This window comes from Acidimicrobiales bacterium (assembly GCA_035533595.1).
Classification (GTDB): domain Bacteria; phylum Actinomycetota; class Acidimicrobiia; order Acidimicrobiales; family Bog-793; genus DATLTN01.
On sequence record DATLTN010000018.1, the window covers coordinates 1 to 23,855 of the forward strand.

At 71.0% G+C, this 23,855-nt stretch carries 24 protein-coding genes; 12 read left to right on the forward strand and 12 right to left on the reverse strand.

What is annotated here, in order from left to right; all coding sequences use genetic code 11:
• Nucleotides 1–283: 283 nt before the first annotated feature.
• Nucleotides 284–916, reverse strand: coding sequence for a GAF and ANTAR domain-containing protein (locus VNF07_02895; GenBank protein ID HVB05180.1), 633 nt, complete (start codon nucleotides 914–916; stop codon nucleotides 284–286).
• Nucleotides 917–1,812: 896 nt separating this feature from the next.
• On the opposite strand from VNF07_02895, the gene VNF07_02900 reads away from it, so the two are divergent.
• A complete protein-coding gene (locus VNF07_02900; GenBank protein HVB05181.1) occupies nucleotides 1,813–2,232 on the forward strand; it encodes a hypothetical protein in 420 nt (139 codons plus the stop codon).
• Nucleotides 2,233–2,313: 81 nt separating this feature from the next.
• On the opposite strand, the gene VNF07_02905 is transcribed toward VNF07_02900, so the two are convergent.
• Nucleotides 2,314–3,096 carry an aldo/keto reductase gene (locus VNF07_02905; GenBank protein ID HVB05182.1) on the reverse strand — a complete coding sequence of 261 codons (783 nt, stop codon included), beginning with the start codon at nucleotides 3,094–3,096 and terminating at the stop codon, nucleotides 2,314–2,316.
• Nucleotides 3,097–3,516: 420 nt separating this feature from the next.
• Here VNF07_02905 and VNF07_02910 point away from each other — a divergent pair, with 420 nt between their 5' ends.
• The 4 genes from VNF07_02910 (at nucleotide 3,517) to VNF07_02925 (ending at nucleotide 9,354) form a co-directional block, all read left to right on the forward strand.
• Nucleotides 3,517–4,740 carry an alpha/beta hydrolase-fold protein gene (locus VNF07_02910; GenBank protein ID HVB05183.1) on the forward strand — a complete coding sequence of 408 codons (1,224 nt, stop codon included), beginning with the start codon at nucleotides 3,517–3,519 and terminating at the stop codon, nucleotides 4,738–4,740.
• A complete protein-coding gene (locus tag VNF07_02915; GenBank protein ID HVB05184.1) occupies nucleotides 4,737–7,340 on the forward strand; it encodes a DUF2156 domain-containing protein in 2,604 nt (867 codons plus the stop codon). Before VNF07_02910 ends, VNF07_02915 begins: the two co-directional genes overlap by 4 nt.
• A 155-nt stretch (nucleotides 7,341–7,495) precedes the next feature.
• Entirely contained in the window at nucleotides 7,496–8,515 is a 1,020-nt protein-coding gene (locus VNF07_02920) for an ATP-binding cassette domain-containing protein (protein ID HVB05185.1), read from the forward strand.
• A gap of 14 nt (nucleotides 8,516–8,529) precedes the next feature.
• The gene (locus VNF07_02925; protein HVB05186.1) at nucleotides 8,530–9,354 is read left to right on the forward strand and encodes an ABC transporter permease; all 825 of its coding nucleotides are present in this window, start codon (nucleotides 8,530–8,532) and stop codon (nucleotides 9,352–9,354) included.
• Nucleotides 9,355–9,372: 18 nt separating this feature from the next.
• Here the strand turns inward: VNF07_02925 and VNF07_02930 are convergent, their stop codons facing one another.
• Together VNF07_02930 and VNF07_02935 are read right to left on the reverse strand one after the other, a co-directional pair.
• A complete protein-coding gene (locus tag VNF07_02930) occupies nucleotides 9,373–10,023 on the reverse strand; it encodes a response regulator transcription factor (protein ID HVB05187.1) in 651 nt (216 codons plus the stop codon).
• Nucleotides 10,020–11,537 carry a PspC domain-containing protein gene (locus VNF07_02935; protein ID HVB05188.1) on the reverse strand — a complete coding sequence of 506 codons (1,518 nt, stop codon included), beginning with the start codon at nucleotides 11,535–11,537 and terminating at the stop codon, nucleotides 10,020–10,022. The genes VNF07_02930 and VNF07_02935 overlap by 4 nt, the downstream gene beginning before the upstream one ends.
• Nucleotides 11,538–11,631: 94 nt before the next feature.
• On the opposite strand from VNF07_02935, the gene VNF07_02940 reads away from it, so the two are divergent.
• Together VNF07_02940 and VNF07_02945 are read left to right on the forward strand one after the other, a co-directional pair.
• The gene (locus tag VNF07_02940; protein ID HVB05189.1) at nucleotides 11,632–11,886 is read left to right on the forward strand and encodes a PspC domain-containing protein; all 255 of its coding nucleotides are present in this window, start codon (nucleotides 11,632–11,634) and stop codon (nucleotides 11,884–11,886) included.
• 158 nt (nucleotides 11,887–12,044) lie between these two features.
• On the forward strand, nucleotides 12,045–12,473 hold the full coding sequence (locus VNF07_02945) for a DUF1707 domain-containing protein (GenBank protein HVB05190.1): 429 nt from the start codon (nucleotides 12,045–12,047) through the stop codon (nucleotides 12,471–12,473).
• 222 nt (nucleotides 12,474–12,695) lie between these two features.
• Here the strand turns inward: VNF07_02945 and VNF07_02950 are convergent, their stop codons facing one another.
• Nucleotides 12,696–14,759 carry a PASTA domain-containing protein gene (locus VNF07_02950; GenBank protein ID HVB05191.1) on the reverse strand — a complete coding sequence of 688 codons (2,064 nt, stop codon included), beginning with the start codon at nucleotides 14,757–14,759 and terminating at the stop codon, nucleotides 12,696–12,698.
• A 185-nt stretch (nucleotides 14,760–14,944) separates the two neighbouring features.
• Between VNF07_02950 and VNF07_02955 the strand changes: the two genes are divergently transcribed.
• A complete protein-coding gene (locus VNF07_02955) occupies nucleotides 14,945–15,202 on the forward strand; it encodes an RNA-binding S4 domain-containing protein (GenBank protein ID HVB05192.1) in 258 nt (85 codons plus the stop codon).
• A gap of 139 nt (nucleotides 15,203–15,341) precedes the next feature.
• Nucleotides 15,342–15,650 carry a hypothetical protein gene (locus VNF07_02960; protein ID HVB05193.1) on the forward strand — a complete coding sequence of 103 codons (309 nt, stop codon included), beginning with the start codon at nucleotides 15,342–15,344 and terminating at the stop codon, nucleotides 15,648–15,650.
• Nucleotides 15,651–15,779: 129 nt separating this feature from the next.
• Here the strand turns inward: VNF07_02960 and VNF07_02965 are convergent, their stop codons facing one another.
• Complete coding sequence (locus tag VNF07_02965) at nucleotides 15,780–16,340, reverse strand: DUF1801 domain-containing protein (protein ID HVB05194.1); 561 nt, start codon at nucleotides 16,338–16,340, stop codon at nucleotides 15,780–15,782.
• Nucleotides 16,341–16,505: 165 nt separating this feature from the next.
• Here VNF07_02965 and VNF07_02970 point away from each other — a divergent pair, with 165 nt between their 5' ends.
• From VNF07_02970 to VNF07_02980, 3 genes are all read left to right on the forward strand, one after another.
• A complete protein-coding gene (locus VNF07_02970) occupies nucleotides 16,506–17,027 on the forward strand; it encodes a hypothetical protein (protein ID HVB05195.1) in 522 nt (173 codons plus the stop codon).
• Nucleotides 17,027–17,395 (forward strand): hypothetical protein, encoded by a 369-nt coding sequence (locus VNF07_02975; protein ID HVB05196.1) that lies wholly within the window; start codon nucleotides 17,027–17,029, stop codon nucleotides 17,393–17,395. The genes VNF07_02970 and VNF07_02975 overlap by 1 nt, the downstream gene beginning before the upstream one ends.
• A gap of 237 nt (nucleotides 17,396–17,632) precedes the next feature.
• Nucleotides 17,633–18,277 (forward strand): rhomboid family intramembrane serine protease, encoded by a 645-nt coding sequence (locus VNF07_02980; GenBank protein HVB05197.1) that lies wholly within the window; start codon nucleotides 17,633–17,635, stop codon nucleotides 18,275–18,277.
• Between the two features lie 7 nt (nucleotides 18,278–18,284).
• On the opposite strand, the gene VNF07_02985 is transcribed toward VNF07_02980, so the two are convergent.
• The 6 genes from VNF07_02985 to VNF07_03010 all read right to left on the reverse strand — a co-directional run bounded on the left by VNF07_02985 (nucleotide 18,285) and on the right by VNF07_03010 (nucleotide 23,843).
• Nucleotides 18,285–18,938, reverse strand: a complete 654-nt coding sequence (locus VNF07_02985) for a helix-turn-helix domain-containing protein (GenBank protein ID HVB05198.1) — start codon at nucleotides 18,936–18,938, stop codon at nucleotides 18,285–18,287.
• Between the two features lie 2 nt (nucleotides 18,939–18,940).
• The gene (locus VNF07_02990; GenBank protein ID HVB05199.1) at nucleotides 18,941–20,401 is read right to left on the reverse strand and encodes an MFS transporter; all 1,461 of its coding nucleotides are present in this window, start codon (nucleotides 20,399–20,401) and stop codon (nucleotides 18,941–18,943) included.
• A 70-nt stretch (nucleotides 20,402–20,471) separates the two neighbouring features.
• On the reverse strand, nucleotides 20,472–21,644 hold the full coding sequence (locus VNF07_02995) for a VWA domain-containing protein (GenBank protein ID HVB05200.1): 1,173 nt from the start codon (nucleotides 21,642–21,644) through the stop codon (nucleotides 20,472–20,474).
• Nucleotides 21,641–22,552, reverse strand: coding sequence for a MoxR family ATPase (locus VNF07_03000; protein ID HVB05201.1), 912 nt, complete (start codon nucleotides 22,550–22,552; stop codon nucleotides 21,641–21,643). Before VNF07_03000 ends, VNF07_02995 begins: the two co-directional genes overlap by 4 nt.
• Nucleotides 22,549–23,370, reverse strand: coding sequence for a xanthine dehydrogenase family protein subunit M (locus tag VNF07_03005; GenBank protein ID HVB05202.1), 822 nt, complete (start codon nucleotides 23,368–23,370; stop codon nucleotides 22,549–22,551). Before VNF07_03005 ends, VNF07_03000 begins: the two co-directional genes overlap by 4 nt.
• Complete coding sequence (locus tag VNF07_03010; protein ID HVB05203.1) at nucleotides 23,367–23,843, reverse strand: (2Fe-2S)-binding protein; 477 nt, start codon at nucleotides 23,841–23,843, stop codon at nucleotides 23,367–23,369. Before VNF07_03010 ends, VNF07_03005 begins: the two co-directional genes overlap by 4 nt.
• Nucleotides 23,844–23,855: the final 12 nt, after the last annotated feature.

The following is a 23,855-nucleotide window of genomic DNA, read 5'->3' on the forward strand; positions in this document are numbered from 1 at the left end:
CAACGACCGGAAGCTCCGCACTCTCATCGACGAGCTGCGCCAGGTGGCCGAGAAGGCGACGAATCTCATCCTTGAGCAGGACGTGAAGGTTTAATTACAAGCTGAGATCGTGCGCGGATAGGCAGTACCTATCCTGCCGAATCGGTGCGCAATTCCTACTCGTCCAATGCTCGGCGATAGCGCCGTCCTGGTGCGTCGGGCTGGATGATGTCTCCGGCACTCACAGCATGTCGAAATGTCAATTGCACGGGACTACGCAGGAACGGGTTGTCGCAGCAGACTCCTACGACGTGACATCCTGCGCTTCGCCTGCAGCGTTGAAACGTAAGCGCCGAGCAACCATGTCTTTCGCAAGTTCGGTGAGCAGGCGATCACTCGCAAAGGCGTGGGCCTTCAATCGGATCAGGGATTCATCGACACTCACTCCGACCTGTGCCGAGACCATTCCGACTGCCTGGTAGACAACGTTTTGGGGCGTCATCAGGGCCTCGAGCTGAGCGGCTAGCTCGCCGGGGGGTGCTGCGGCCTGGATCGCGAGCACGGCCTGGGAGACGACACCCGCCATGATGAGCGCGTCGGCATGCTGGTCATCACTCAACGCCCCGGAGTGGTCACGGTAGAGATCGAGCGAACCTATGCGGACAGCATCCACCCGAAGTGGGAACGCGAAGAGCGCCCTCACACCTGCTTTGAATACGGGAGGGGTGAAGCCGAGCCACCGACCGGTCATATCAGCGAGATTGGATTCAGCAATCGGTACCTCGAGATTGTAGGCGTCGATGCAAGGTCCTTCGCCCAGCATGAACTGCAGCTCCTCGATCAACGAACTCACTGCGTCGGTCGTGCCGAGCGATCCACGCGTCACCTCGCCGGATCTGAGCATGATCCCCACACCGCTCGTCATGGTCACGTCCATGCAGACATTGCAGAGCCGATCCGGGGACGAATCACTGCTCTCGGCGATTCGGCTGAGGATGCTCTGACGACGGTCGCTCGTCAGAGCAGCGGTCCTTGCCCGGTGTACCCGGTGTAACAGTCAAAGAAGGGCTCCGCGGTCACTGGGTGTGCTCCTTCTGATTGTTTCGCTGCGCGTGCTTATCGTACATTCGTTCATAGTGCAACCCCCCGTTGACTGACATTGGCAAACGTGCGCTAACCGGTCTCAGGTTGCACATTCGCTTCTCAGGAGGTAATACGAAATCGATCTAGCGGGAGCGGGCGACCTATTGGACAAGGACGATCTTGACCGGCCGGTGGAAGGCGATGCTGTCGTCGATGCAATCGATGATGTTTCCACCGCCGTCGAGGAGAACGTAAGTGACCAAGAGGACCTACTTTCTGAGTTGGGCCGAATGCGCGTCGACCGGGTCGCGGGCGTACCGCTTCAGGAGTCAATCGGTGGAGGAGGTCCGCCTCGAGCCCTCGTACTCTTGAACCGCGTCGTCAAGCGCCTCACCCTCGGAAGTGCACGCTTGCGACGCGCTCTTGTCTCCTCCCTAGTCCAGGAGGGGGAAAACGCGAACTCGGTTGCGAAGCGGTTCGAGGTTTCGCGTCAGCGCATCTCGTCGATTCTTCGACGAGATAGAGATTGATGGCGCGCGGCTACATACCAAATGCGTGTCCGGACGTCGTGGAGTTCGCGCTCCTTCGGATCAGCCTACGTATGGAGAGTGTCGGGCCTCATTGAGCAGTAATCCACCGAGCGTCGGAAATGGCCCCGGAGCAAGGCAGCGACCACCCAGCCCGCGGAGACGTGAGAACAGATCGTCGCACCGAATACCCTTGTCGCGCCCGGACGGATCGGTTGCCAGTGTGGGCCGCCCTATCCGCGCACCCTCTTACCAGATCGCGTTCTACAGTCCCCTTCGTCTCGTCCGCCAGCCAGCCGAGAGCTACATGGAGGAGGTCACCGCCGACACGGCGCTCGACGTCTGGGTCTACATCCAGAACCCCTACGGCGCCGTCTCGGTCGCCGACGGGAGGGCCTATCTCACGAACTGGCTCGGCGGGGAGTCCCTCTCGCTCGGCAAGGCCAAGTACGTGAGGGAGCCCTACGGCAGGGTCGCCAAGATCTCCTTCAGCAACGTCCCGACGGGGCACATCTTCCGGCTCGACGGCGTCGACCTGTGCTTCATCGATGGACCGCATTCCTACGACGCCGTCGTCGTGGCGCCGGTCCCCGGGGAGCTCTCGGCGGTGGTCGCGTCGCTGCTCGGCACCTGGGGCACCTGACCGAGCGCCTCGGCGCGCTCTGGCCGCCACGACCGCGGCGAGCGCGGCGCTCGGGAGCGCTCCCGAGCCCTCGCCCGTCGCCTACGGGCCGCCGAGGGAGTCGAGGCGGCCCATCTCCTCGTCGTCGAGGGCGAAGCCGAAGAGGTCGATGTTCTCCGCGATGCGCGAGGGCGTGACCGACTTCGGGATCACGACGAAGCCGTGCTGCACGTGCCAGCGCAGCACGACCTGGGCGGGGGTCACGCCGTGGTGGCCGGCCATCTCCGCGAGGGTCGAGCTGAAGAGGAAGCTCTCCTTGAGGGGGCTGTAGCCCTCGAGGACGACGCCGCGCTCGGCGAGGCGCGCCGCCTCGAGCGCGTCGTAGAGGAAGGGGCTCCAGCGGATCTGGTCGACCGCGGGGACGACGCCGGTCGCGGCGACGATCTTGTCGATCGCCTCGGCCTCGAAGTTGCTCACGCCGATCGCGCGCGCCCTGCCCTCGCGGTGCAGGGCGATCATCTCCTCCCACAGCGCGACCCCTCCGGCGAGGTCCTCGGGCCAGTGGATCAGCCAGAGGTCGACGTAGTCGGTGCGCAGCCTCGCGAGGCTCTGCTCGAGGACCGAGCGCGCCTTGCCCGCGGCAAAGGGGGGCACCTTCGTGGTGACGAAGACCGCCGAGCGGTCGAGGCCGCTCGCCTCGAGGGCCCAGCCGACCTCGTCCTCGTTCTCGTAGACGGTCGCGGTGTCGAGATGGCGATAGCCGACGCTGAGTGCCTCGCCCACCGCACGGATGCAGGCGTCACCGCGGATCTGCCATGTCCCGAAGCCGACGACGGGCATGCGTTCACTGCCGGAGAGGTGCGCCTCGTGAGTGGTCTCGTCCATCGCCCTCGCCTCGTCGAGTCAACCCGCCGGTCGCACGGCTCCTGCCGCCCGCTCCGGCGCTGTGCCCCGCAATCTCCCATGACCCGGAACGCCCCTGCACTACTGGCGGTGGGTGTGCTGATACCCTGAGCCCGGCGGGGTTTGGACGCTCGTCGCGTATGGCGCGAACCTATGACAAGTGCAGCACATGCAAGCAGGGCCCGTGGATCGCCGCGAACAGCACTTCTGCGTCGGCCCGGGACGCGCTCCGTCGACCGGCACGGCCCTCGACGGTGGCGCGACCGCGCCGGAGGCGGGGTGAGCAACCCTCTCAATTGGTCGCTACTTGATGGGGGCGTGCCAATCGCTGTCACGGCCGTCGGGGGTTGCGCGCTCGTGTACCTGGCCGCTCGCCGACGACGCCGCTGGTACTCGCGCACGGTGCCGCTCATCCTCGTGGGCGCGGTCGCGGTCGCGCTCCTCACCTGGTTGCTCGTCGAGGTCGTGTGGCACCCCTTCGCCGGCCCACTGCCGGTCACCGTGCTCACCTGGACCGGGGTGGCAGCGGCGGCCCTCGGACTCGGCGTCGCGAAGGTCTCGTCGTCGAGGTGGCGTGGGCGCCTGCTCGCGGGCGGCGCGGTGGTGCTGGTGGTGCTGATGGCGCTGAACAACGTCAACACCTTTTTCGGGTACTACCCGAACATGCGCGACGTCCTCGGCCTGCCCTTTTCCGATCAGATCAGCGCGACCGCGGCGCTGAGGCTCGGCGGTGCGGCCGCGGGGCCAACGGTGCCGGCGAGCTCCGACAGCACGCCGCCGACCGGCTCGGCGGTGTCGCTCGCCGCTGCCTGGAAGCCACCGAGAGACCTTCCGCAGAGCGGGAAGGTGGTGGAGGTCGACATCCCCGGGACGGTCTCCAAGTTCCCGGCGAGGCCGGCATGGCTCTACCTGCCGCCGGCCTACCTCACCAGCAACCCCCCGCTGCTCCCCGTGCTGGAGCTCCTTGGTGGCCAGCCGGGCTCCTCTCGGGACTGGCTGAACGGCAACGATCTGACGGGCGTCATGGACCGTTTCGCCGATCTCCACGGCGGGCTCGCTCCGGTCGTGGTGATGCCCGACGCGCTCGGATCGTTCTGGGCGAACCCCCTCTGCATCAACTCACGCCTCGGGCAGTCCGACACCTACCTCGCCGTCGACGTTCCGAACTGGGTGCGCCGCCACCTGCACGTCGACCAGGACACCGCCACGTGGGCGGTCGGCGGCGGATCGTTCGGGGGAACCTGCGCCTGGCAGCTGGCGGTCTTCCACCCTCAGCTCTTTCCGACTTTTCTCGACTTCTCCGGCGTCTACGAGCAACTGCGCGGCACACTGCAGGAGACGATCGACGCCGCGTTCGCCGGGGACACCCGCAAGTTCTCGGAGGTCAACCCGGCCCAGGTCCTCGTGCACCACAGGCGCCCGGACACGTGGGCGATGCTCGGATCGGGGAGCACCGACCAGTACTACCTCGACGAGATCGAGGAGACCGCGGCGCTGTGCCGGCGCGCGGGCATGCACGTGCAGGTCATCGTGTTTCCCGGTGGTCACGCCGGCCCGGTGTTCGCCGGACTGCTCACGGACTCGATGAACTGGCTCGCCCGGCGCGACGGGATCCTCGGGCGATGACGCGGGCGCTCGGCGGGCTGACCTCGTTCGCGAAGGCGGCGCCCTTCGCGTTGGCCGCGGTCATCGGATTGTGGGTCATGGGCCTCGCGGGCAACACCATCGTGCACGGCCCGACGGTGGCGTTGCTCTCCAGGGCGAACCTCGGGTTGCCGGCCTTCAGCCTTCACGGGACGTGGTACCCGCTCGCCTCCCGCATCTGGTGCGCCGACCTGGCCGGCTACCTGGTGACCACGCTGTTGTTCCTCGTGCTCTGTGCACCGGCCGAGAGGATCCTCGGCAGCAGGCGCACGGCGAACATCTTTCTCTGCAGTCTCCTCGGCACGACAGCGGTCGTCGCCGGGATCGCCGCGATCAGCGGGGCGCTCAGCGCCGATGGGCCCTCCGGGCTGCGCACCGCGAGCGCGGTCGGCCCCTCGACCGGCGCGTTCGGCGTCCTCCTCGCCCTCACGCACACGCTCACACCGTTGTGGCGGCGGCGGATCCGCGTCCTCTCGATCGTGGGCCTCGCGACCCTGGTGTTGTACTCGGGCCAGCTGCAGGACGTGTCCCGCCTCGCCGCTGCCCTGATCGGGCTCCTCTGCGGCCCGCTGCTGCTCACGACGCCGGCCGCGGGGCGAAGGTGGCGGGTTGCGCGGGCGACGATCGAGCCGCAAGAGCGCCGACTGCTCGTCGCGCTCGTCGTCGTCGCCCTCGCTGCGGGGCCGTTGGTCTTGCTGCTCAACCGCGTCGCGAACGGCCCCGCCGCCCGGTTGAAGGGCCTCTTGATGGCTCCCTCGCCGACCCGCGCCGTGGTCCGGCACCTTTGCCCTCAGCCCGCCGCGCCCGCCTCGTGCCACACCGTCGTCGGCTACGTGATCTCGCGCAGCTTCGGCGCGGAGATCCGCATGATCCTCCCGGTGTTGATCGCCTGCGTGCTCGCGGAGGGCCTGCGACGCGGTTACCGCTCTGCGTACGTCGGCGCGCTCGGCTTCCACATCGTCCTCGCGGCCGTCGGGGTCGCCGCGATCCTGCACGGCGCGCTCGGCGCGTCGTGGTCGGGCGGCGGGAGCGGACTGCAGCTGAGCAAGTTCGCCCGCGACGTGTCCGCCGACCTCATCCCAGCGGGGGTCGCGCTGCTCATCTACGTGATGCGGGACCACTTCACCGTCCGTTCGCGCGCCGGTGCCTACCGTCGGCTGCTGCGGCTGAGCGCCGGCGTCCTCGTCGGGACTTCCACCATCTACCTCATCGGTGGCTACCTGGCGCGGGCGCAGTTCGACCGCGCGTTCGGCTTCGGTGACCTGCTGAGAAACCTCCCGTCGAGGTTCCTGCCGCCCGAGTACCTCGGACTCATCAAGCCGCGGTTCCACCCAGTGAGCGGCGTGGCCGGCGAGCTCTCGGACTGGACCGGGGCGGTGTTCTGGATCGTGGTGCTCGCCGCGCTGCTGGTGATGTTCCGGCGCGGCGGCGCCCTCGAGCACCACGCCGAGCCGACGGAGATCCGACGGATGCTGCGTGAATACGGCGGCTCGAACCTCGCCTACATGTCGACTTGGGAGGGCCACGACCACTGGCTTTCCTCGGACCGGCGGAGCGCGTTCGCGTACCGCGTGATCTCCTCGGTCGCGATCACGACCGGTGAGCCCCTCGGTGACCCGGCGCGCAAGGCGTCAGCGGTGCGCGAGTTCAGCGAGTTCTGCGCTCGCAACGGCTGGACGCCCTGCCTGTTCTGCGTCTCGGAGGACTTCCTGCCGGCCATCGAGGCCCAGCAGTGGCACGCGCTCAAGGTCGCGAACGACGCGGTGATCCCGCTCGCGCCGTTCGACCTCTCGGGGCGTCGGCTGCAGGACGTCCGCACGGCGATGCACCGGGCCGGCCGGAAGGGCATCGAGGCGAGATGGATCGACTTCCACGACGCGTCTCCTTCCCTCGTCCAGCAGATCGCGGCGATGGGTCGCCAGCTGCGCGCCTCGCGCGGCGCGCCGGAGCTGTCGTTCACGATCGGTGGCGTCCCGGAGCTCCTCGACAGCCAGACGCGCTGTCTCGTGGCCGTCGACCCGGAAGGCGTCGTGCACGGCGTCGTGAGCTGGATCCCCGTCTTTCGCGCCGGCGAGGTCGTCGGCTGGACGCTCGACTTCATGCGGCGGTCGCCTGACGGCCTGAAGGGGGTGATGGACTTCCTCATCGCCTCCTCCGCCCTGTCGTTCCGGCAGGAGGGATCCGAGATGATGAGCCTCTCCGGGGTCCCGCTCCCCCCCGACACCGCCGGCAGATCGCCATCCGCCGTCGAGCGGGTGCTCGACGGCGCCGGATCGCTCGTCAACCGGGCCTTCCGCTTCGAATCCCTGCTCGCGTTCAAGGACAAGTTCCGCCCGGACTACGAGTCGCTGTTCCTGGCCTACCGCGACGGGATGGACCTCCCACGGATCGCCTACGCCGTCGGGCGGGCCTACCTCCCGAGCGTGACGCTGCGCGAGGCAATCGGCTTCGGCCGCAGCGTGCTCTTCACCGGGACCTCCCGGCGCCGCTCGGCCCTCAGGTGGTGGGCGCTGCGCCGAGGCTCGGACGACCTCGCCCCTCGCGCGCGCGCCGAGCGCCCGGCGGTGGCCGAAGCGCTCTGAGGAACGCCGAAGCACCGACCCGAGAGCGCGTCACTGGCCTCTCGTGAGAGATGCGCAGCACCGGCCGAAAATCCCCAGCCGCGGCTCGGTGTGGCTCGGTTATGTTCGCGGTCCGGTCGCGCGATGTGCGCCGGTCGACCGCAGGAGGTGATCTCGTGGGCCTGAGCGACCGCCCAGACTGGGGTGGGCCGGCGATCTACGTCGAAGACGTCCACAAGAGCTTCGGTGAGGTGCAGGCGCTCAACGGCATCGACCTCGTCGTCGAGCGTGGCAAGGTCCTCGGCCTCCTCGGACCGAACGGTGCGGGAAAGACGACGGCCGTCAAGATCCTGACGACCCTGCTCCAGCCCGACCGGGGTCGCGCCCTCGTCGAGGGGCGCGACGTCGTCCGCTCCCCCGCGGCGGTACGTGAGCTGATCGGTCTCGCCGGACAGGCGACGGCGATCCAGGAGGAGCTGACCGGCCGGGAGAACCTCGAGATCATGGGCCGCCTCTACCACCTCGAACCTGCGCTGCGCCGCGAGCGAACCGCGGAAGCACTCGAGCGCTTCGACCTCCTCGAGGCGGCGGACCGGCCGACCAAGGGTTACTCCGGAGGCATGCAGCGTCGCCTCGACCTCGCGATGAGCCTCGTCTCCCGCCCGCGGGTGCTGTTCCTCGACGAGCCGACGACGGGGCTCGATCCGCGTAGCCGCCTCGAGATGTGGGCCGTCATCCGGGAGCTCGTGGCCGGCGGCGCGACGCTGCTGCTCACCACGCAGAACCTCGAAGAGGCGGACGAGCTCGCCGACGAGATCGTCGTCATCGATCACGGGCGCGTCATCGCCGCCGGCACCGCGAGCGAGCTGAAGAACCGCGTCGGCGGCGACATCCTCGAGCTGACCGTCGTCGATGCCGCCCGGGTCGGCGAAGCGACAGAGGCACTCCGATCGCTCTCGGATGCGGAACCGATCGTCGACACCGAGTCAGGCCGCATCAACTTGGCCGTCGGCCTCGACGGGTCGCACGCCCTCGTCGAGACGGTGCGCCGCCTCGATGCGATCGGAGTCCAGACCGAGGGGCTGGCCATCCGCAGGCCATCCCTCGACGACGTCTTCCTCTCGCTCACCGGCCACGACACCGCCGAGGCGGCGATCGAGGCGGCAGCGGGCCGCCCCTCTCGCCGGCGCGGCTGAGCGGAGGTTCCCCGATGACGACCATGGCGACCACCTCCCTCGAAGCGCTGCGCGTGCCGCCGCCGCCGTTGGCCGAGCGCCTTCGCCTCGGATTCGCGGACGCGGCGACGCTCACGCGGCGCGAGCTCCTCGTCTGGATGCGGAACCCGGCCTTCATCTTCTTCACGATCATCCAGCCGGTGATGTTCGTGCTGCTCTTCCGGTACGTGTTCGGCGGCGCGATCCCCGTCCGGGTCCCCGGCGGCTACGTGAACTTCCTGATGCCCGGCATCATCGCCCAGTCCGCAGCCTTCGCCTCCTTCGGCACCGCGATCGCGCTCGCGCGTCAGCTGCAACGGGGGGTGATCGACCGTTTCCGAGCGATGCCGATGGCGCGCTCCGCGGTCCTGCTCGGGCGACTCGTCGGTGACACGCTCCGGCTGGCGGTCACCGTGCTCGTGATCCTCGGCGTCGGCTATGCGGTGGGGTTCCGCTTTCAGAACGGCGCCGGCCCCGCGGTGCTGATGCTCGTGCTCGGCATCGCCCTCGGTGCGGTCATCTGCACGATCAGCGCCTACGTCGGGCTCGCGCTGAAAGATGAAGAGTCCGTCGGCTCCTTCGGGCTCGTCTGGTTGTTCCCGCTCACCTTCGTGAGCTCGGCGTTCGTGCCGATCACTTCCATGCCGGGATGGCTCCAGGCGTTCGCCAAGAACCAGCCCGTGACGATCATCATCAGCGAGATGCGGTCGCTCGCCCTCGGCGGGCCGCTCGAGCTGCACGCGTGGCAGAGCGTCGCCTGGCTCGCCGGCATCGCCGCCGTCTTCATCCCGCTCTCCGTGCGCGCCTACCGCAGGGCCTGAGCGCGCCGCTGCAGCCGCTCACACGAGGCGGCGCTCGATTGCCCAGCGCGTGAGCTGGTGGCGACTTGAGAGCTGCAGCTTGCGCAGCACCGAGGAGACGTGGCTCTCGACGGTGCGCACAGAGATCGACAGCTCGGCGGCCAACTCCTTGTAGGAGTAACCACGCGCGATCAGCCGCAGCACCTCGCGCTCGCGGGGCGAGAGCTGGTCGAGCTCGGGATCGAGGCTCGGCTGCTCGGCGAGGGGCTGGCCGGCGAAGGCGTCGAGGACGAAGCCCGCGAGGCGGGGCGAGAAGACCGCGTCGCCGCCGGCCACCCGTCGCACCGCGTCGACGAGCTCGGCGCCGCCGATGGTCTTGGTGACGTAGCCCCGAGCGCCGGCACGGATGACGGCGATGACGTCCTCGGGGGCGTCCGAGACCGAGAGCGCTAGGAAGCGGACCTCCTCGGCCTCGGCGCGCACCGCGGCGACGATCGCGGCGCCGCTACCGCCGGGTAGGTGGACGTCGACGAGCACCACCTCGGGGCGCCGCTCGAGGATCAGCTCGACCGCCGGCGCGACGTCGTCGGCCTCGCCGACGATCTCGACGGCCTCGCCGAGCTCGTTGCGCACCCCCGCTCGGAAGAGGGCGTGGTCGTCGACCAAAAAGACGCGGGGGCGGGTGCTCACCGCCGCGGCATCCGCAGCGTGACCTCGGTCCCCTCGCCCGGCGCGGTGCGGATCTCCGCCCCACCGCCTCGGCGGGCCATCCGAGCGCGCACCGACTCCGCGAGGCCCCGTCGGTCGGGCGCGACCGCGGCTTCGACAAAGCCCCGCCCCCGGTCGCGCACGTACATCGCGACCTCGGCCTCGTCCACTTCCACGAACACCGAGACGACCGGGGCGCCCGACCACTTCGCGGCGTTCACCACGGCCTCCCGCCCCGCCTCGAGGAGGGCGCCCAGGTCGTCATCGAGGGGAGCGTCGCCGACGACCACCGCCTCGACGGGGACGCCGTGGAGCTCCTCCACGTCACGCTGGAGCGCCTCGATCGCGACCGACAGGAGCCCTCCGTCGCCCCCGAGGGTCCCGGGGACGCGGCCGCCGAAGAGCCAGCCGCGCAGCTCCCGCTCCTGCTGGCGGGCGAGCTTCACGACCTCATGCGGGTCACCGGCGCGGCGCTGGATGAGGGCGAGGGTCTGCAGCACGGAGTCGTGCACGCGCGCCGCCACCTCCGAGCGCTCCTCGGCGCGGGCTCGGGCCTGGCGCTCCCCGACGAGGTTGCGGGCGAGGCGCAGCCACCACGGGCCGAAGACGACGAGCATGCTCGCCCCGAAGAGCACGATGCCCATGAGCGGACGTACGAGCCCGGGGTCCCGCTGGCCGTGCGTGAGGAGCACCACGCCGCCCGCGGCCCCGGCGAGTCCGATCGCGGCGCGCACGACGACGTTGCGCCACGAGCGGTGGCCGGGGGTGATGAGCTCGACCACTGGACCGAGGGTGACCGCCAGCACCTGACGCTCCTCGTCACTGACGTTGCGCCAGAGAAGGACCATCGCCCCGGCGGCGATGAACAGCGGCCAGGAGATCGTCGTCAGCCAGCTGGCGCCGAGCACCGAGGCGACGAGCAGGGTGAGCACCAGCAGCGGCACGAGCGCCAACGCCATGGCGAGGCCGCGGCGATCGCTGATCGCGCGCGAGGCGGCTCCGTGCTCCTCGCCCTCGACCGGCAGGAAGAGCCAGGCCAGCGCGTAGGCGGCGATGCCCACGCCCCCGAGCAGCGTCGACAGCACAAGGGCCGAGCGCACGACGGTGCGGTCGACGCCGACGCGGCGGGCGAGCCCGGCGGCCACGCCACCGAGGACGCGCTCGTTCATCGCGCGGCGCAGCGGGCCGTTGTCCCGTGGCCCCCGCCATCGGTGAGGATGGCCACCGGCGAGCCACGGGGGGCCGGCGGGGCGGCGCTGCGCGGCGTCCGGCGCGCTCTCCCGCCAGGTGCTGTGCGGTGCGTCGGGACGGGCGCCCGAGCCCGGCTCGTCGTGCCACCCGAGCGCGCGCAGCGCGCGCTCGACGAACCACGGTGGTCCCTCGGCCCCGCGCGGGCAGGGCGCGGGGGCGGCCTGCCGACCGGCTGCGCCCCATTCGCGTCCCTCGGTCGTGTTCTCGATCCTCTGATGATCGCGCCCGAGCCCCGAGGACGGCATCCGGGGGATCCCTGAGCGGCGGCGAGGGAAATCCGGGGCCTTTCCGGGCTGACCCCTGATGCGCCGGCGCGTTCGTAGGGCGGACAATCGCTCCATGAGCGATCAGACCCAGTCCAACGAGGAGCGGCCGCTGCGGCGCAGCTACCACGACCGCATCATCGCCGGTGTCGCCGGCGGCATAGCGGAGTACTTCGACCTCGACGTCGCGGTCGTCCGTCTCGCGTTCGTGGCCTTTACCCTTCTCGGGGGAGCCGGCCTGCCGCTGTACGCGGCGGCGTGGCTGTTCATCCCCGAAGAGGGCGCCGAGGAGTCGATGGCCTCCCTGCTGCTGCACCACCGGACGGCGTGAGTGGCACGGGCATCGATGTCGACGGAGCAGCAGCCTCCGAGCAACAACCCGAGATCGACCGACAAAGGAGCGTGAGCCCGATGCGTGGCTACTCCGTCCCCCCCTGGCCCCACGGGGCCCCCCGGCGCCGGCCGGCCGGAGGCGTTCCCCCTTCGGAGATGCGCGTCTCGGACCAGGAGCGTCGGGAGATCGCCGACCTCCTCTCCCGTCATTTCGCCGACGGCCGCCTCGACCGGGCCGAATTCGACGAGCGCATGGGTCGCGCGATGGGCGCGAAGACCCACGGTGACCTCGACGGCCTGCTCGTCGATCTTCCCCCGCTCGTGCCCACGACTCCCGAGAACGCGCCGCGCCGACGCGAGCGCTCCCGGGGCCTGCTGCCCTTCGCCGCGCTCGCGCTCTTCGTGCTCGTGGGGGGCTCCTGGCTCTGGAGCGCCGTGGCCTGGAACGCGACGATCTGGCACCCGCACTTCGGCTTCGTCATCGTCCTGCTCGTCGCGTTCGCCTTCCTCCGCCGCTCGCGCTTCCGGCACTGGACGCGCCACGGAGCGCCCGGCGGCTCGCGCGGCACTCCCCCCGGCTACTGAGCTCGGGCGCCGACCGGGCGCAAAAGGGTGCGGCCCTGCACGCGCCACCCGCCAGAGTGCTGGCGCGGCGCGGGGGCCGGCAGGCCGTCCGGGCCTACGCCCCGAAGGCGGCGATCCACCGCCGCTTCGTCAGCGAGTCAGCAAGGCGCCGGCGGCGATGCTCCACAGGTGGCGGCCGGGTCGTTGCGCGCGGGTGGGAGAGGTCCGTCCCGGACCGCTGGGTCAGGGGTTGTTGGCGGGTACGTTCTGCGTCGTCGGCGCGGCCACGGCATTCACCGACGAGTAGATCCACACCGACATCACGACCACGCCGCCAGCCGCTACGGATCGACCGCTCCGGGGCGACGTCTTGGCGACGATCCCGTTCAGCGCGGGGTTGCCCGTGGCCTCCTGGAGGACGCGATAGCTGAGCCCCGCGGCCTTCACCTCGCTCGCCGCCCGCTGCACCTTCGCTCCGACGACCGACGGCACGACGATGACCGGTGTGGTGACCACGGTCCCCGGCGTCACTGCCGGGCCCTCGGAGATGAAGAGCTGGACCGCCGATCCCTTCGCCACCTTGCTTCCCGAGGCCGGCAGGGAGCGGACGATGGAGCCCGAGGGGACGGTGCTCGAGTTCAGGTTGGCAAACTTCGGGGCCACCTTCAGCCCGCTCTGCTGGAGCAGGACTGCGGCCTCAGAGAGGTTCAACCCGGAGGTGCTCGGAACGCCGACCTTGTTGACGAGGACGACGCTGAGGGTGATCGCGCTACCTGCTTGCGCCAGGAACTTCGGCGACGGCGTCTGGCGGAGGACAAGGCCGTTGGGCTGACTTGGCGACGAGGCCGCGACGTTCTTCACGGCAACCCGGAGGCCCTTCGCCACCAGATCGCGGCGTGCCACGTCAACCGTGAGGTTCTCGACGTCCGGCACCGCGATCGTCTGGGCAATCCCGACGGTGATCGTCACGGTCGTGCCCCGAGCGACCCCTTTGTCCCCGGCGGGCGACTGCGAGAGGACGTCGCCTACTTCGTTGGCCGCCGCGGGACGCGCCCGCGTCGCGACTTTGAGGCCGAGTAACCGGAGCTGGCCGGTCGCGTCGGTCGCGCTGAGTCCGGTCACCTTCGGGACGGTCGCGTGCTTGCTCACGCTTGCAGCGCCGAGCGACCGCCCCACGTACACGCCGATCAACCCGACGAGGAGCGACATGCCGATGCTGAGCGCCGCGCTCGGTCGCCGCCGTTGCCGAGGTGGATAGAGCGTTCCGCTCACCGAGCTGGTCGAGCGGGACTTCGGTGCCAGGTCGGGCGCGCCACCGGTGTTCAGGAGGAGCGACCGGTTGGCCGGCGCCGTGACAGCGGCTGGGCGAGGGGTGCGATCGCCGCCCCCGAGGAGGGCCGAGGCGCCTGCGGAGGCCACCGAGGCGCCCGAGGCGCGCTCGTCTGCTGAGCCAGCGACTTCGTTCCGGAAGCGGTCGAGGTCGGCAGCCATCTCGCCGGCCGAGCCGTACCGCCGCGCGGGATCTTTGGAGAGTGCTCGCAGGATGATTCCCTCCAACGAGCTCGGGATCGCACCGTTCATCCATGTCGGCGGGATCACGGCCTCTTGCACGTGCTTGTGCGCGATCAGCGCCGGTGACCCGCCGACAAAGGGCGGCCGGCCGGTCGCCATCTCGTAGAGGATCACGCCCAGCGCGTACTGATCGCTTCGTACGCTCGCCCGTTGCCCCATTGTCAGCTCCGGAGCGAGATAGGAGGCGTTCGGCGCCGAGGGACTCGCCACCGGTTCGTCGCCCGCAGCGGACGCTGCGGCTCCGAAGTCGATCAGCTTCGGGCGCCCTTCGGGGTCGACCAGCACGTTCGACGGGTTCAGGCCCTGATGGATGTAGCCACGGCCGTGCAGGTAATCGAGCGCGCGCGCGATGTCGCCGCCGATTCGTGCCACCTCATCGGGGTCGAGGTGCGAAGCCGCCCACGTGCTGCCGATCAGCGAGGAGAGGGTCCCGCCAGCGACGTACTCCATGGCGAGGTAGTCGTGTCCCGAGTCTGTTCCGCTGTCGAACGCGGTGACGATGTTCGGGTGCGTGAGGCTCGAGGAGATCTCGGCCTCGCGCCGGAAGCATTCGACCGACATCGGACCGGCCGAGGTGCGGAGGACCTTCACCGCGACTTCGCCCGTGCGCTCGGCGTCGTCGGCCAGGTAGACGTCGGTGCATTCTCCGCTCGCGAGCCAGCCGCGCAGGGTATAACGATCGGCGATCCGCTGTGCGAGCTCGGGCGTGGCGAGGCGGGACTGTTCGTCGATCATTGGGACCCGCGATCTCCTTCAAAGTGTTCCGCTACGCAGGCCAATTACCCAATAGGTCGGATCTTCTATCAATTCCCTAACAATTGCGCGGCTGCCCCGCCCGCCGCCATCGGCCGAGGCGCGTCCGGTCTGCGCCGTAATATCGGGGTAGGCGTCGGCTCGGAGACAAGCGAGGCACCGCTGCAATGACCGACTCAAGTGCCGAGAGCTTCCAGGAAGTGCCGATCCGGGACCAGTCGATCCGCCTCGGTCAACTGCTCAAGCTGGCCAATCTGATCGCGTCGGGATCGGACGCAAAGCCCCTCCTCGGCTCCGGGAAGATCCTCGTGAACGGCGACGTCGAGTCGCGGCGCGGGCGCACGCTCTGGCCCGGAGACCGTGTTACTTGTGGTGACGTCGTCGTGCAGGTGACGCGCGCCGCCGAGGCGGACAACGCGCGATAGCGCCGCGCGGCGGGCCCTTCTCGAGGGTGAGAGCAACCAGCCGCCCCGCACACGGTGACGCCGCGACACCGGCGCGCCGCGCGGTGTGCCGGGGCGCGGCGCTGTTAGGGGACGGGCCCTTCCTGGGTAGCACCCCGGAATGAGCAACCCGCCCGTTGACAGCTACTGGCTCGGCCCGACCTACGAGTTCCACGCCGGACCGTGGCTGCTCACGGCGGGGATCCCCGTCGAAGAGGGCCGGCTCGAGTGGATGCTCAGCCACCTTCCCGATGGAGTGGCAGATTCGTCGCGCTCCTTTGTCCTCGACCCGCACGCGACGCGCGACGACCTCGAAGCCGCGCTCGCCGACCTTGCCCCCGACGTCGTTCGGGAGCTCGTCGAGCGGGTGATGGAGCAATCCGAGCCGAGCCTCCTGTCGAGAGAGGGCGGCGACGAGGGACTCGCCTGATGTCGCGGCGCTGCGCCGTCCGGCCGAAGGCGGCGCAGGCACCCCGCGGCCGGCACAACGGCGCTGAACGGGGTGGGGCCGGTCACACTCACGAGCTCGGCGCTGGGCTCCGTGCTGCGGCTCCGGCCGCTACCCGACGTTCAGGTCGGCGGCCGCCCGGAAGAGCGCCTTCAACGCGCTCGCGTCGAGCTCGTCGGACTCGCCGAAGTCGATGGCGCGCCGCGTGTTGCCCTCGAGACTCGAGTTGAACAGGCCCTTCGCATCGGCGAGGGCAGCACCCTTGAAAAAGGTGAGCTTCACCACCTTCTTGTAGGTCTCGCCGGTACAGATCGGACCTTTGTACGACCAGGTCGGGACACCGTGGGCGTTCGACGGCTTCCGCCACTTCAGCTCTTCGTTGACCCCGGGGACCGCTTCTTTAATCAGCGAACGAAGCTGCGCCAGCTTCGGGCCGCGCCAGTCGCCGAGCTCCTCGATCATCTCGTCGATCTCGCGGGAATCGTCGCCCTTTGCAGGACCTGCAGCTGCCACCGTCGCCCCCGGATTTGCCCACCAGCGCTGAATACGCAGTGTATGCAGTCGACGCCAGGAACCGGCCCGCAGGCATGATTCGCCGACAGGGGCCCAACCAACGAGCTCGGCAAGCTGCCTACGTGACCCGGATCCGACGGAGGCGGCGCCGCGCAACACCCTCGCTGCTCAGTTTCACCGTCGCCGGTGTCGGGATCGCCGCTTGCTTCCGTCGCTGTGCCTTTGGCCGCTGCCGGGCCTCACGCCGGCCCCGAGCACGCGTCGTCGACAGCCACGAAGTTCGCGTGCCCAGGTACAGCGCCGAGCCTCAGGTCCTCGGGCTCGTTGGCCGCGGACCCCGACGCCGTGCGCCTCTGCCTTTACAGCGATGGGCACCCCTCGAGGAGGCGGCCCAGCGGCGGTGTCCTCCTTGGCGGCTGGCCGGCGAGCGCCCTCGCCGACCTCATCGTCACCTCCCCGACGGTGCGCAACCCGCCCCGTTCGTGCACCAACCACGACGTCGATGTGCTGATGGAGTTCGCCTACCCGAACGCTTCGGCGGGCGTCGTGGCGGTCTCCGCGGGTTGCCCCGAGGCGCTCGTGCTCCTCGCGGGTCATGCACGGCTGCTCGACAAGGCCCTCGCCGCCTACCTCACGGCCACCGCCGGCAGCTATGCCCTGCCGGGCCGACGGGCACCCGACCTCTACGCCCAGCCTGTCGGCGCCGCCGAACGCAACGCCGAGCACGCCGGGTTCTCGGTCAACTTCGGTGAGGAGGAGATCGACACCGAGGTGCCTCCGGTGTGGTGCTGCTGCAGTACCCGCCGCCCGGTGCGGGTGCGATCGGCGCAGAGATCGACGTCGTGATGTCGACGCGCCGCGCGCCGACGTGTCACACGAGCCAGCTGGCGCTCGACTACCGCGGGGACGGCGCGGGTGCAGGAAGCGACTCCGCCACGATCGTCATCCGTGACACCTCGTCGACCTCGTGCCTGCTCCAGGGTCCGATCGAGGTCAAAGGCGTCAACGCGGCGGACAGACCCGTCACCGACAGCCTCGGCTATCGCGTCGCGCGAGCGCTGGTCCTCTCCCCTGAGGCCGCTCGCCTCCCCGCCACCGGGGCGCCGGCGGCCGGGGAGGTCATCGGCGAGCTCCAGCTCTCCGCCGAGCACCGGGACGGTCCGTATCCACCGAGCTACCTGTGCGCCGAGCATCACGTCGTCCCCGCCACGTAGCGGGTCACCTTCCCGCACGGCACGGTGATGCTGCGAAACGGCCCCGACCCCGGCGACCCCGGCGACCCCGCGTTCGCCAGCCTGGTCACGTGCCGCGAAGAGATGAACGCGCCGAGCGCGGTCACCGCCGGGTGAGAGGCGGATCCCTCCGGCGTCGCCCCCGCGCACGCGGCGTGTGACGACCTCGGCACGCCAGCAGGTCGTAGCGTGGTCGTCGTCCCTCGCGCGGAGGTCACCATGGCCGAGCAACCCGAGCAACCTCTCCCCCGCCAGCCGAACGACGTCCCCGCAAGGGCCGCGGGCGCCGCCATGGTGATGGCCGCGTTCCTCGGGGTCCTGTGGGCGGTGCAGCTCGTCGACAGCGTGAGCCACTACCCGCTGCTCCGCTTCGGCATCGTCCCGCGCAACGTCGGAAAGCTCGAGGACGTCGTGACGGCGCCCTTCATCCACGCCAGCTGGACGCACCTGCTCGACAACAGCCTCCCGCTCCTTGTCACCGGCTTCTTTGTCGCCCTTGCCGGACTCGCCCGCTTCGTCTCGATCACGGCGGTGATCGTGGCGGTGAGCGGCCTCGGCGTCTGGCTCACCGCCGCCTCGGGGAGCCGCACCGTCGGGGCGAGCGGCGTGATCTTCGGCTACTTCGGCTTCCTCGTCGCCCGCGGCATCTTCGATCGCCGCCTCACCGACCTGCTCGTCGGCCTCGTCGTCGGCGCCCTCTACTGGTCGGTCCTCCCCGCCGCCCTGCCGGGCAGCCCCGGCATCTCCTGGCAGGCGCACCTCTTCGGCCTCGCCGGCGGGGTGCTCGCGGCACGGCTCTTCCGGCGGCCGAAGGAAGCCGCCTCCCCGCCGCGCTACGCCCTCGGCGGTTCGCAGGCCGCGTAGGCGCTCGCTACCTCGCGCGCGCGGGGTGGCTGGCGAGGATCTCGAGGCGCCGTTTGGCGGGGAGCGCGGGGTGGCTGAGGGGCGCCGCACCGGGGCGCAGCCCGGCAAGGACGAAGTCGAGGTGGCGCTGCCAGACCGCGGGGGCGATCTCGCCACCGGTCTCGATCACCCCCCGCAGCGCCCAGCAGACGACGCTCAGGTCGGTGAGGGTGCACTCCTCGCGCACCACGCCCGCGGCCTTGGCACGCGCCAGCAGCTCGCCCCAGATCTCGTCGAGCTGCGCGACGAAGGCCTCGGGGACCGCGCCGACCCACAGCCTCGCCATGCACCCCCGCTTCGCGGCCAGCGCGGCGCCGATCGCGCGCAGCAGGCGCTCGAGGCCGCTCCCGTCGTTCTCGTCGAGCGCGGCCCGCCCGGCGGCGAGCAGCTCGCCGTAGAGGTCGTTGGCGAGCGCCTCGACGAGCGCCGCCTTGGTCGGGAAGTGGCGGTAGAGGGTGCCCATCCCGAGCTTCGCGGTGCGCGCGACCTCCTCGACCGAGCCGTCGAGGCCGTCACGGGCGAAGACCACGGCGGCGGCGTCGAGGAGCCGGCGGTGGTTCTCCTCCGCGTCCCGCCGCCGTAGCGGAGCGGCGCCGACCTCGCCGGCGTTGCTCGTGCGCACCGCTACTCCGCCACCGCGAGGTCGTTGCCGGCGACGAGCGGCGCCTCGCCCCCGGCCTCGGGCGCCCCGGCCGCGGCGGCGAGGGCGCGCCGGCTCGGGACGAGCAGCGCCGCCGCGGCGGCCACAACCGCCGCGCTCATGAGGAAGGCGAAGCCGTGCGTATACCCCGAGAGTCGCGGCACGGTACCGGGGGCGACGCCTGAGGTCACGATGCTCGCCATCGCGGCCGCGCCGATCGAGCCGCCGATCGTGCGGATGTTCGTGTTCATCCCGCTCGCCACGCCGACCTGCCCGGCGGGTACCGACTCGACGACGATGCTCGACATCGCGGAGAAGGCGAGGCCGAAGCCGATGCCGAGGACGGCCGTCGCGGTGTAGACGAGGACACGGTGCGTCGGGGCGAAGGTGAGGAGGGCGAAGGGGACGATGCTCACCGCCGAGCCGGCGAGCAGCACGGGCTTCGCGCCGATGCGCACCGAGAGGCGGCCGGAGGCGATCCCGGCGAAGAACATCGTCACCGTCATCGGCAGCAGGAAGAGCCCCGAGGCGGTCACGCTCGCGCCGAAGCCGTAGCCGCTTGAGGTCGGCGTCTGCAGGAACTCGGGGAGGAAGCCGATCGCCGCGTAGAGGCCTGCCCCGAAGAGCAGGGCCACGAGGTTCGTGCTCCACACCGCCGGGAGGCGCATCATCGTGAGGTCGATGAGCGGTGTCGCCGCCCGCCGCTCGACGCGCGCCCAGGCGATCGCGAGGACGACGGTGCCCACCGCCAGCAGCAGGATCGCCGGTGAGCTCCACCCCCAGGCCTGCCCCTCGGAGACCGCGAGGATGAGCGTCACGAGCCAGCCCGAGAGCAGCCCGGCGGCGAGCACGCTGATCGGTCCGGGGTTGCGCTGCTCGGAGTCGGGGAGGACGAGGAAGGCGGCGATCGTCGCCAGCCCGATCGCGATCGCCGGCATCCAGAACAGCCAGTGGTAGTCGAGCGCGTCCACCACCGGCCCGGCGAGCACGATGCCCGCGCCACCGCCGACCGCGAGCAGCGCGGCGGTGATGCTGATCGCGACGGTGACCCGCTCGCGGGGGAACTCCTCGCGGATGATCCCGAAGGCGAGCGGGAGGACCGCGCCGCCGACGCCCTGCACGGCGCGGGCGACGATCATCACCCCGATCGACGAGGCGAGGGCGGCGAGCAGCGAGCCCACCCCGAGGGCGGCGAGGGAGAGCACGAACATCGGCTTCTTGCCGATCGCGTCGCCGACCCGCCCGAGGATCGGCGTCGCCACCGAGGCGGAGAGCAGGTAGACGGTGAGCACCCAGGTCACCGTGGCCTGCGAGGTATGCAGGCCGTGCTGGATGATCGGCAGCACCGGGATGACGAGCGACTGCAAGAGCGAGTACGTCGAGACCGAGACGAGCACCACCGCGAAGGTGACGCGGTAGCTCGGACGGCGGGCGGGGGCGTTCACGGGGTCTCCTCGTCGGACGGCCACTGTTGACGCCGCGAGGATAGCAAGCGGAGCGGAGCCTCCGCTCCGTTTAGCTGCCGGCCGGCACGGGAGGGGGCGCCGCGCGGCGTGCCGCGAGCGCTGCGGCGAGCGCCGCGAAGGCGTTCACCGAATGGCCCTCGAGGAACTCGTCGATGTGCGGCAGCGCGGCGGCCATGCCGCGCGCGAGCGGCGCGTACCCGGGCGAGGCCTTCAGCGGGTTCACCCAGATCACCCGGTGGGCGACCCGTCGCAGGCGGGCGAGCTCCTCCCCGAGGCGGGCGGGGTCACCGCGGTCGATCCCGTCCGAGCAGATCACGACGTCGGCGCCGCGCGCGAGGCCGCGCACGCCGAAGTCGCGGTTGAAGGTGCCGAGGACCTCCCCGAGGCGGGTCCCCCCCGCGAGGTCGGCGATCGCCGCGACCGCCGCGCCGAGGGCGAGGTCGGCGTCGGCGGCGGCGAGGGCGCGGGTGAGGCGCGTGAGGCGCGTCCCGAGGGTGAAGACCTCGACCGCCGGGCGGCTGCGCACCGCCACCTGCGCGAAGCGCAGGAGCTCACGGGTGTAGCCCTCCATCGAGCCGCTCACGTCGAGCAGCAGCACGAGGCGGCGCGGGCGCGGCACGGCCTCGAGGTAGCGGTCGATGCGCAGCTCCCCGCCACGCCGCGTGCTGCGGCGCACCACCGCCCGCAGGTCGGGATGGCGGGTCGGGTGGCGCGCCGTGCGGCGGCGGCGGCTCTTCCGATCGTTCGGCCGCAGGCGCAGCTCGGCGAGGAGGCGCGACGCCTCGGCGCGTTCCTCCTCGCTCAACGTCGCGAAGTCCCGCCGGGAGAGGACCTCGCGCGGCGAGTAGCGGGCGCTCCCCCTCCGCTCCTCCCCCGCCGCCTCGTTCTCCGCCGGCTCGCCGGCGGCCGCCTCGGCGAGGCGCTGCTCGGGGAGGGGCTGCTGAGGATGGACCGGCGAAGGCGGCGTGGTCGTCGTGAAGAAGGCGGAGAAGCAGCGGTCGTAGAGGGCGAGCTGCTCGGGCGAGGTGAGCAGCGTCGCCCGACCCGCGTGGTAGACGGCGGTGAGGTCGGCGAGGCCGAGCAGCTCGAGGGCGCTAGCGAACTCGACGAGCGCCCCGGTCGGCACCACGACACCCGCGCCGCGCAGCACCTCGGTGAGGCCGACGGCGATCCGCCCCGTCGGCGAGAGCGCCCCGGCCTCGAGGGGGGCGACGCCGCTCACCGCATGGCGGCGCGCGCCACGAGCTCGCCGGCGAGGCCGGCGGCGCGCTCCTGGTCCTCCCGGTACTTGAGGACGATCCCGAGCGTCGCCCGGAGCGACTCCTCCTCGAGCGTCTCGCGGCCGAGGGCGGTGAGCGCCTCGGCCCAGTCGATCGTCTCGGCGACCCCGGGGGGCTTGTACAGCGAGAGGCCCCGCAGCTCCTGCACCGCGGCGGTGACCTGGCGCGCGAGGGTGGGCGCTGCCCCGGGGACGCGCAGCGCGAGGATCGCCAGCTCGCGCTCGAAGTCGGGGTGCTCGACCCAGTGGTAGAGCGAGCGACGCTTCAGCGCGTCGTGCACGTCACGGGTCCGGTTGGAGGTGAGGACGACGATCGGCGGCTGCTCGGCGGTGATCGTCCCGAGCTCGGGGATGGTCACCGCGTAGTCGGCGAGCAGTTCGAGGAGGTAGGCCTCGAACTCGTCGTCGGCGCGGTCGATCTCGTCGATCAGCAGCACCGGGCGGGCGCTCCCGAGGGGCGCCGAGAGCGCCCGCAGGAGCGGCCGGCGCACGAGGAAGCGCTCGGAGAAGAGCTCGTCCTCGACGCCCGCGGAGCCCTCGCCACCACGGAGCACCTCGGCGGCACGCAGGTGGAGGAGCTGGCGTGCGTAGTCCCACTCGTAGACGGCCTGTGAGACGTCGATCCCCTCGTAGCACTGCAGTCGCACGAGCTCGCCGCCCGTGAGCGCGGCGAGGGCGCGGGCGAGCTCGGTCTTGCCGGCACCCGGCTCGCCCTCGAGAAAGAGCGGACGGCGCAGGCGCATCGCCAGGAAGACGACCGTCGCGAGGCCCTCGTCGGCGAGGTAGCCGACCGACTCGAGGCCGTGCTGGACGAGGGGCGGCGTCGAGAGCGCCGCCTCGGAGGGGCTCAACGCCCTGCGGCCTCGAGCGCCCGACGGGTGAGCACGCGGGCGAGGTGGCGCCGGTACTCCTCGCTCGCGTTGAGGTCCGAGATCGGCGAGGTCCCCTCGTCGGCGAGGGCGGCGGCCTCCTCGGCGGAGGCGCCCGCGGCGAGCGCCGCCTCGGTGGCCGAGGCCCGGAGCGGCGTCTGGCCCATGTTCACGAGCGCGACCCCGAGCCCCGCTGCGCTCTCGCCGACGGCGACGCCGACGATCGCCCAGTCCTGGGCGCGGCGGGTGAACTTCTCGAAGCCGAAGCCGCTGATCTGGTCGGGGACGTGGATCTCGGTGAGCAGCTCGTCGGGGCGGAGGGAGGTCTCGAGGAAGCCCTCGAAGAACGACGCCGCGGGGACGACCCGCTCGCCGAGAGCGCTCGCGAGGACGAACGAGGCGCCGAGCGCGAGCAGCACCGCCGGGAGGTCAGAGGCGGGATCGCCGTGTGCGGCCGAGCCGCCGATCGTCCCGCGGTGACGCACCTGCGGGTCGCCGACGCGGCTCGCCGCGAGCGCGAGCAGCGGCAGGCGCTCGGCCACCAGCGGGTCGCGCGCGAGGTCGTGGTGGCGGGTGAGGGCGCCGATCACCACCTCCCCGTCACCGACGGTGACGTGGGCGAGCTCGCCGAGGCGGCCGATGTCGACGAGGAGCGGCGGGGTCGCGAAGCGCAGCTTCATGAGCGGCAGCAGCGAGTGGCCGCCCGCGAGGACTTTGGCCTCCTCGCCCTGATCGGCGAGAAGGGCGAGCGCCTCGGCGAGGCCCTCGGGGCGGGCGTACTCGAAGGTGGCGGGGATCACGACCCGCTCCGGGGGCTACGCGCCGCGGCGGCTGCGAGCACCGAGGCGACGATGTTGTGGTATCCGGTGCAGCGGCAGAGGTTGCCCTCGAGGTGTTCGCGCACCGCCCGCTCGTCGAGCTCGTCGTACTCGTCGAGGAGGGAGACCGTCGCCATCACCATCCCCGGGGTGCAGTAGCCACACTGCAGGCCGTGGTGCTCGCGGAAGGCCTCCTGCACGGGGTGCAGCGCCTCGAGCTCGCCGATGCCCTCGATCGTCGTCACCCGGCGCCCGTCGGCCTGCAGGGCGAGGACAGTGCAGGACTTCACCGACTCGCCGTCGAGCAGCACCGTGCAGGCGCCGCAGCTCGTCGTCTCACAGCCGATCTTGGTCCCGGTCAGCCCGAGCTGCTCGCGGAGGAAGAAGACGAGCAGCGTGCGCGGCTCGACCTCCGCCGCCGTCGCCTGCCCATTGACCGTCAGCTCGAGGTGCATCGTGCTCCCTTG

What these genes read in the sequence shown, in the direction of transcription:
- VNF07_02945 (HVB05190.1), top strand. Translation starts at nt 12,045, where the DNA reads ATGCGCGTCTCGGACCAGGAGCGTCGGGAGATCGCCGACCTCCTCTCC.
- VNF07_02935 (HVB05188.1), bottom strand. Translation starts at nt 11,537, where the DNA reads ATGCCGTCCTCGGGGCTCGGGCGCGATCATCAGAGGATCGAGAACACG.
- VNF07_02915 (HVB05184.1), top strand. Translation starts at nt 4,737, where the DNA reads ATGACGCGGGCGCTCGGCGGGCTGACCTCGTTCGCGAAGGCGGCGCCC.
- VNF07_02975 (HVB05196.1), top strand. Translation starts at nt 17,027, where the DNA reads ATGTCGACGCGCCGCGCGCCGACGTGTCACACGAGCCAGCTGGCGCTC.
- VNF07_02950 (HVB05191.1), bottom strand. Translation starts at nt 14,759, where the DNA reads ATGATCGACGAACAGTCCCGCCTCGCCACGCCCGAGCTCGCACAGCGG.
- VNF07_02980 (HVB05197.1), top strand. Translation starts at nt 17,633, where the DNA reads ATGGCCGAGCAACCCGAGCAACCTCTCCCCCGCCAGCCGAACGACGTC.
- VNF07_02905 (HVB05182.1), bottom strand. Translation starts at nt 3,096, where the DNA reads ATGGACGAGACCACTCACGAGGCGCACCTCTCCGGCAGTGAACGCATG.
- VNF07_03010 (HVB05203.1), bottom strand. Translation starts at nt 23,843, where the DNA reads ATGCACCTCGAGCTGACGGTCAATGGGCAGGCGACGGCGGCGGAGGTC.
- VNF07_02955 (HVB05192.1), top strand. Translation starts at nt 14,945, where the DNA reads ATGACCGACTCAAGTGCCGAGAGCTTCCAGGAAGTGCCGATCCGGGAC.
- VNF07_02940 (HVB05189.1), top strand. Translation starts at nt 11,632, where the DNA reads ATGAGCGATCAGACCCAGTCCAACGAGGAGCGGCCGCTGCGGCGCAGC.
- VNF07_02895 (HVB05180.1), bottom strand. Translation starts at nt 916, where the DNA reads ATGGACGTGACCATGACGAGCGGTGTGGGGATCATGCTCAGATCCGGC.
- VNF07_02960 (HVB05193.1), top strand. Translation starts at nt 15,342, where the DNA reads ATGAGCAACCCGCCCGTTGACAGCTACTGGCTCGGCCCGACCTACGAG.
- VNF07_02925 (HVB05186.1), top strand. Translation starts at nt 8,530, where the DNA reads ATGACGACCATGGCGACCACCTCCCTCGAAGCGCTGCGCGTGCCGCCG.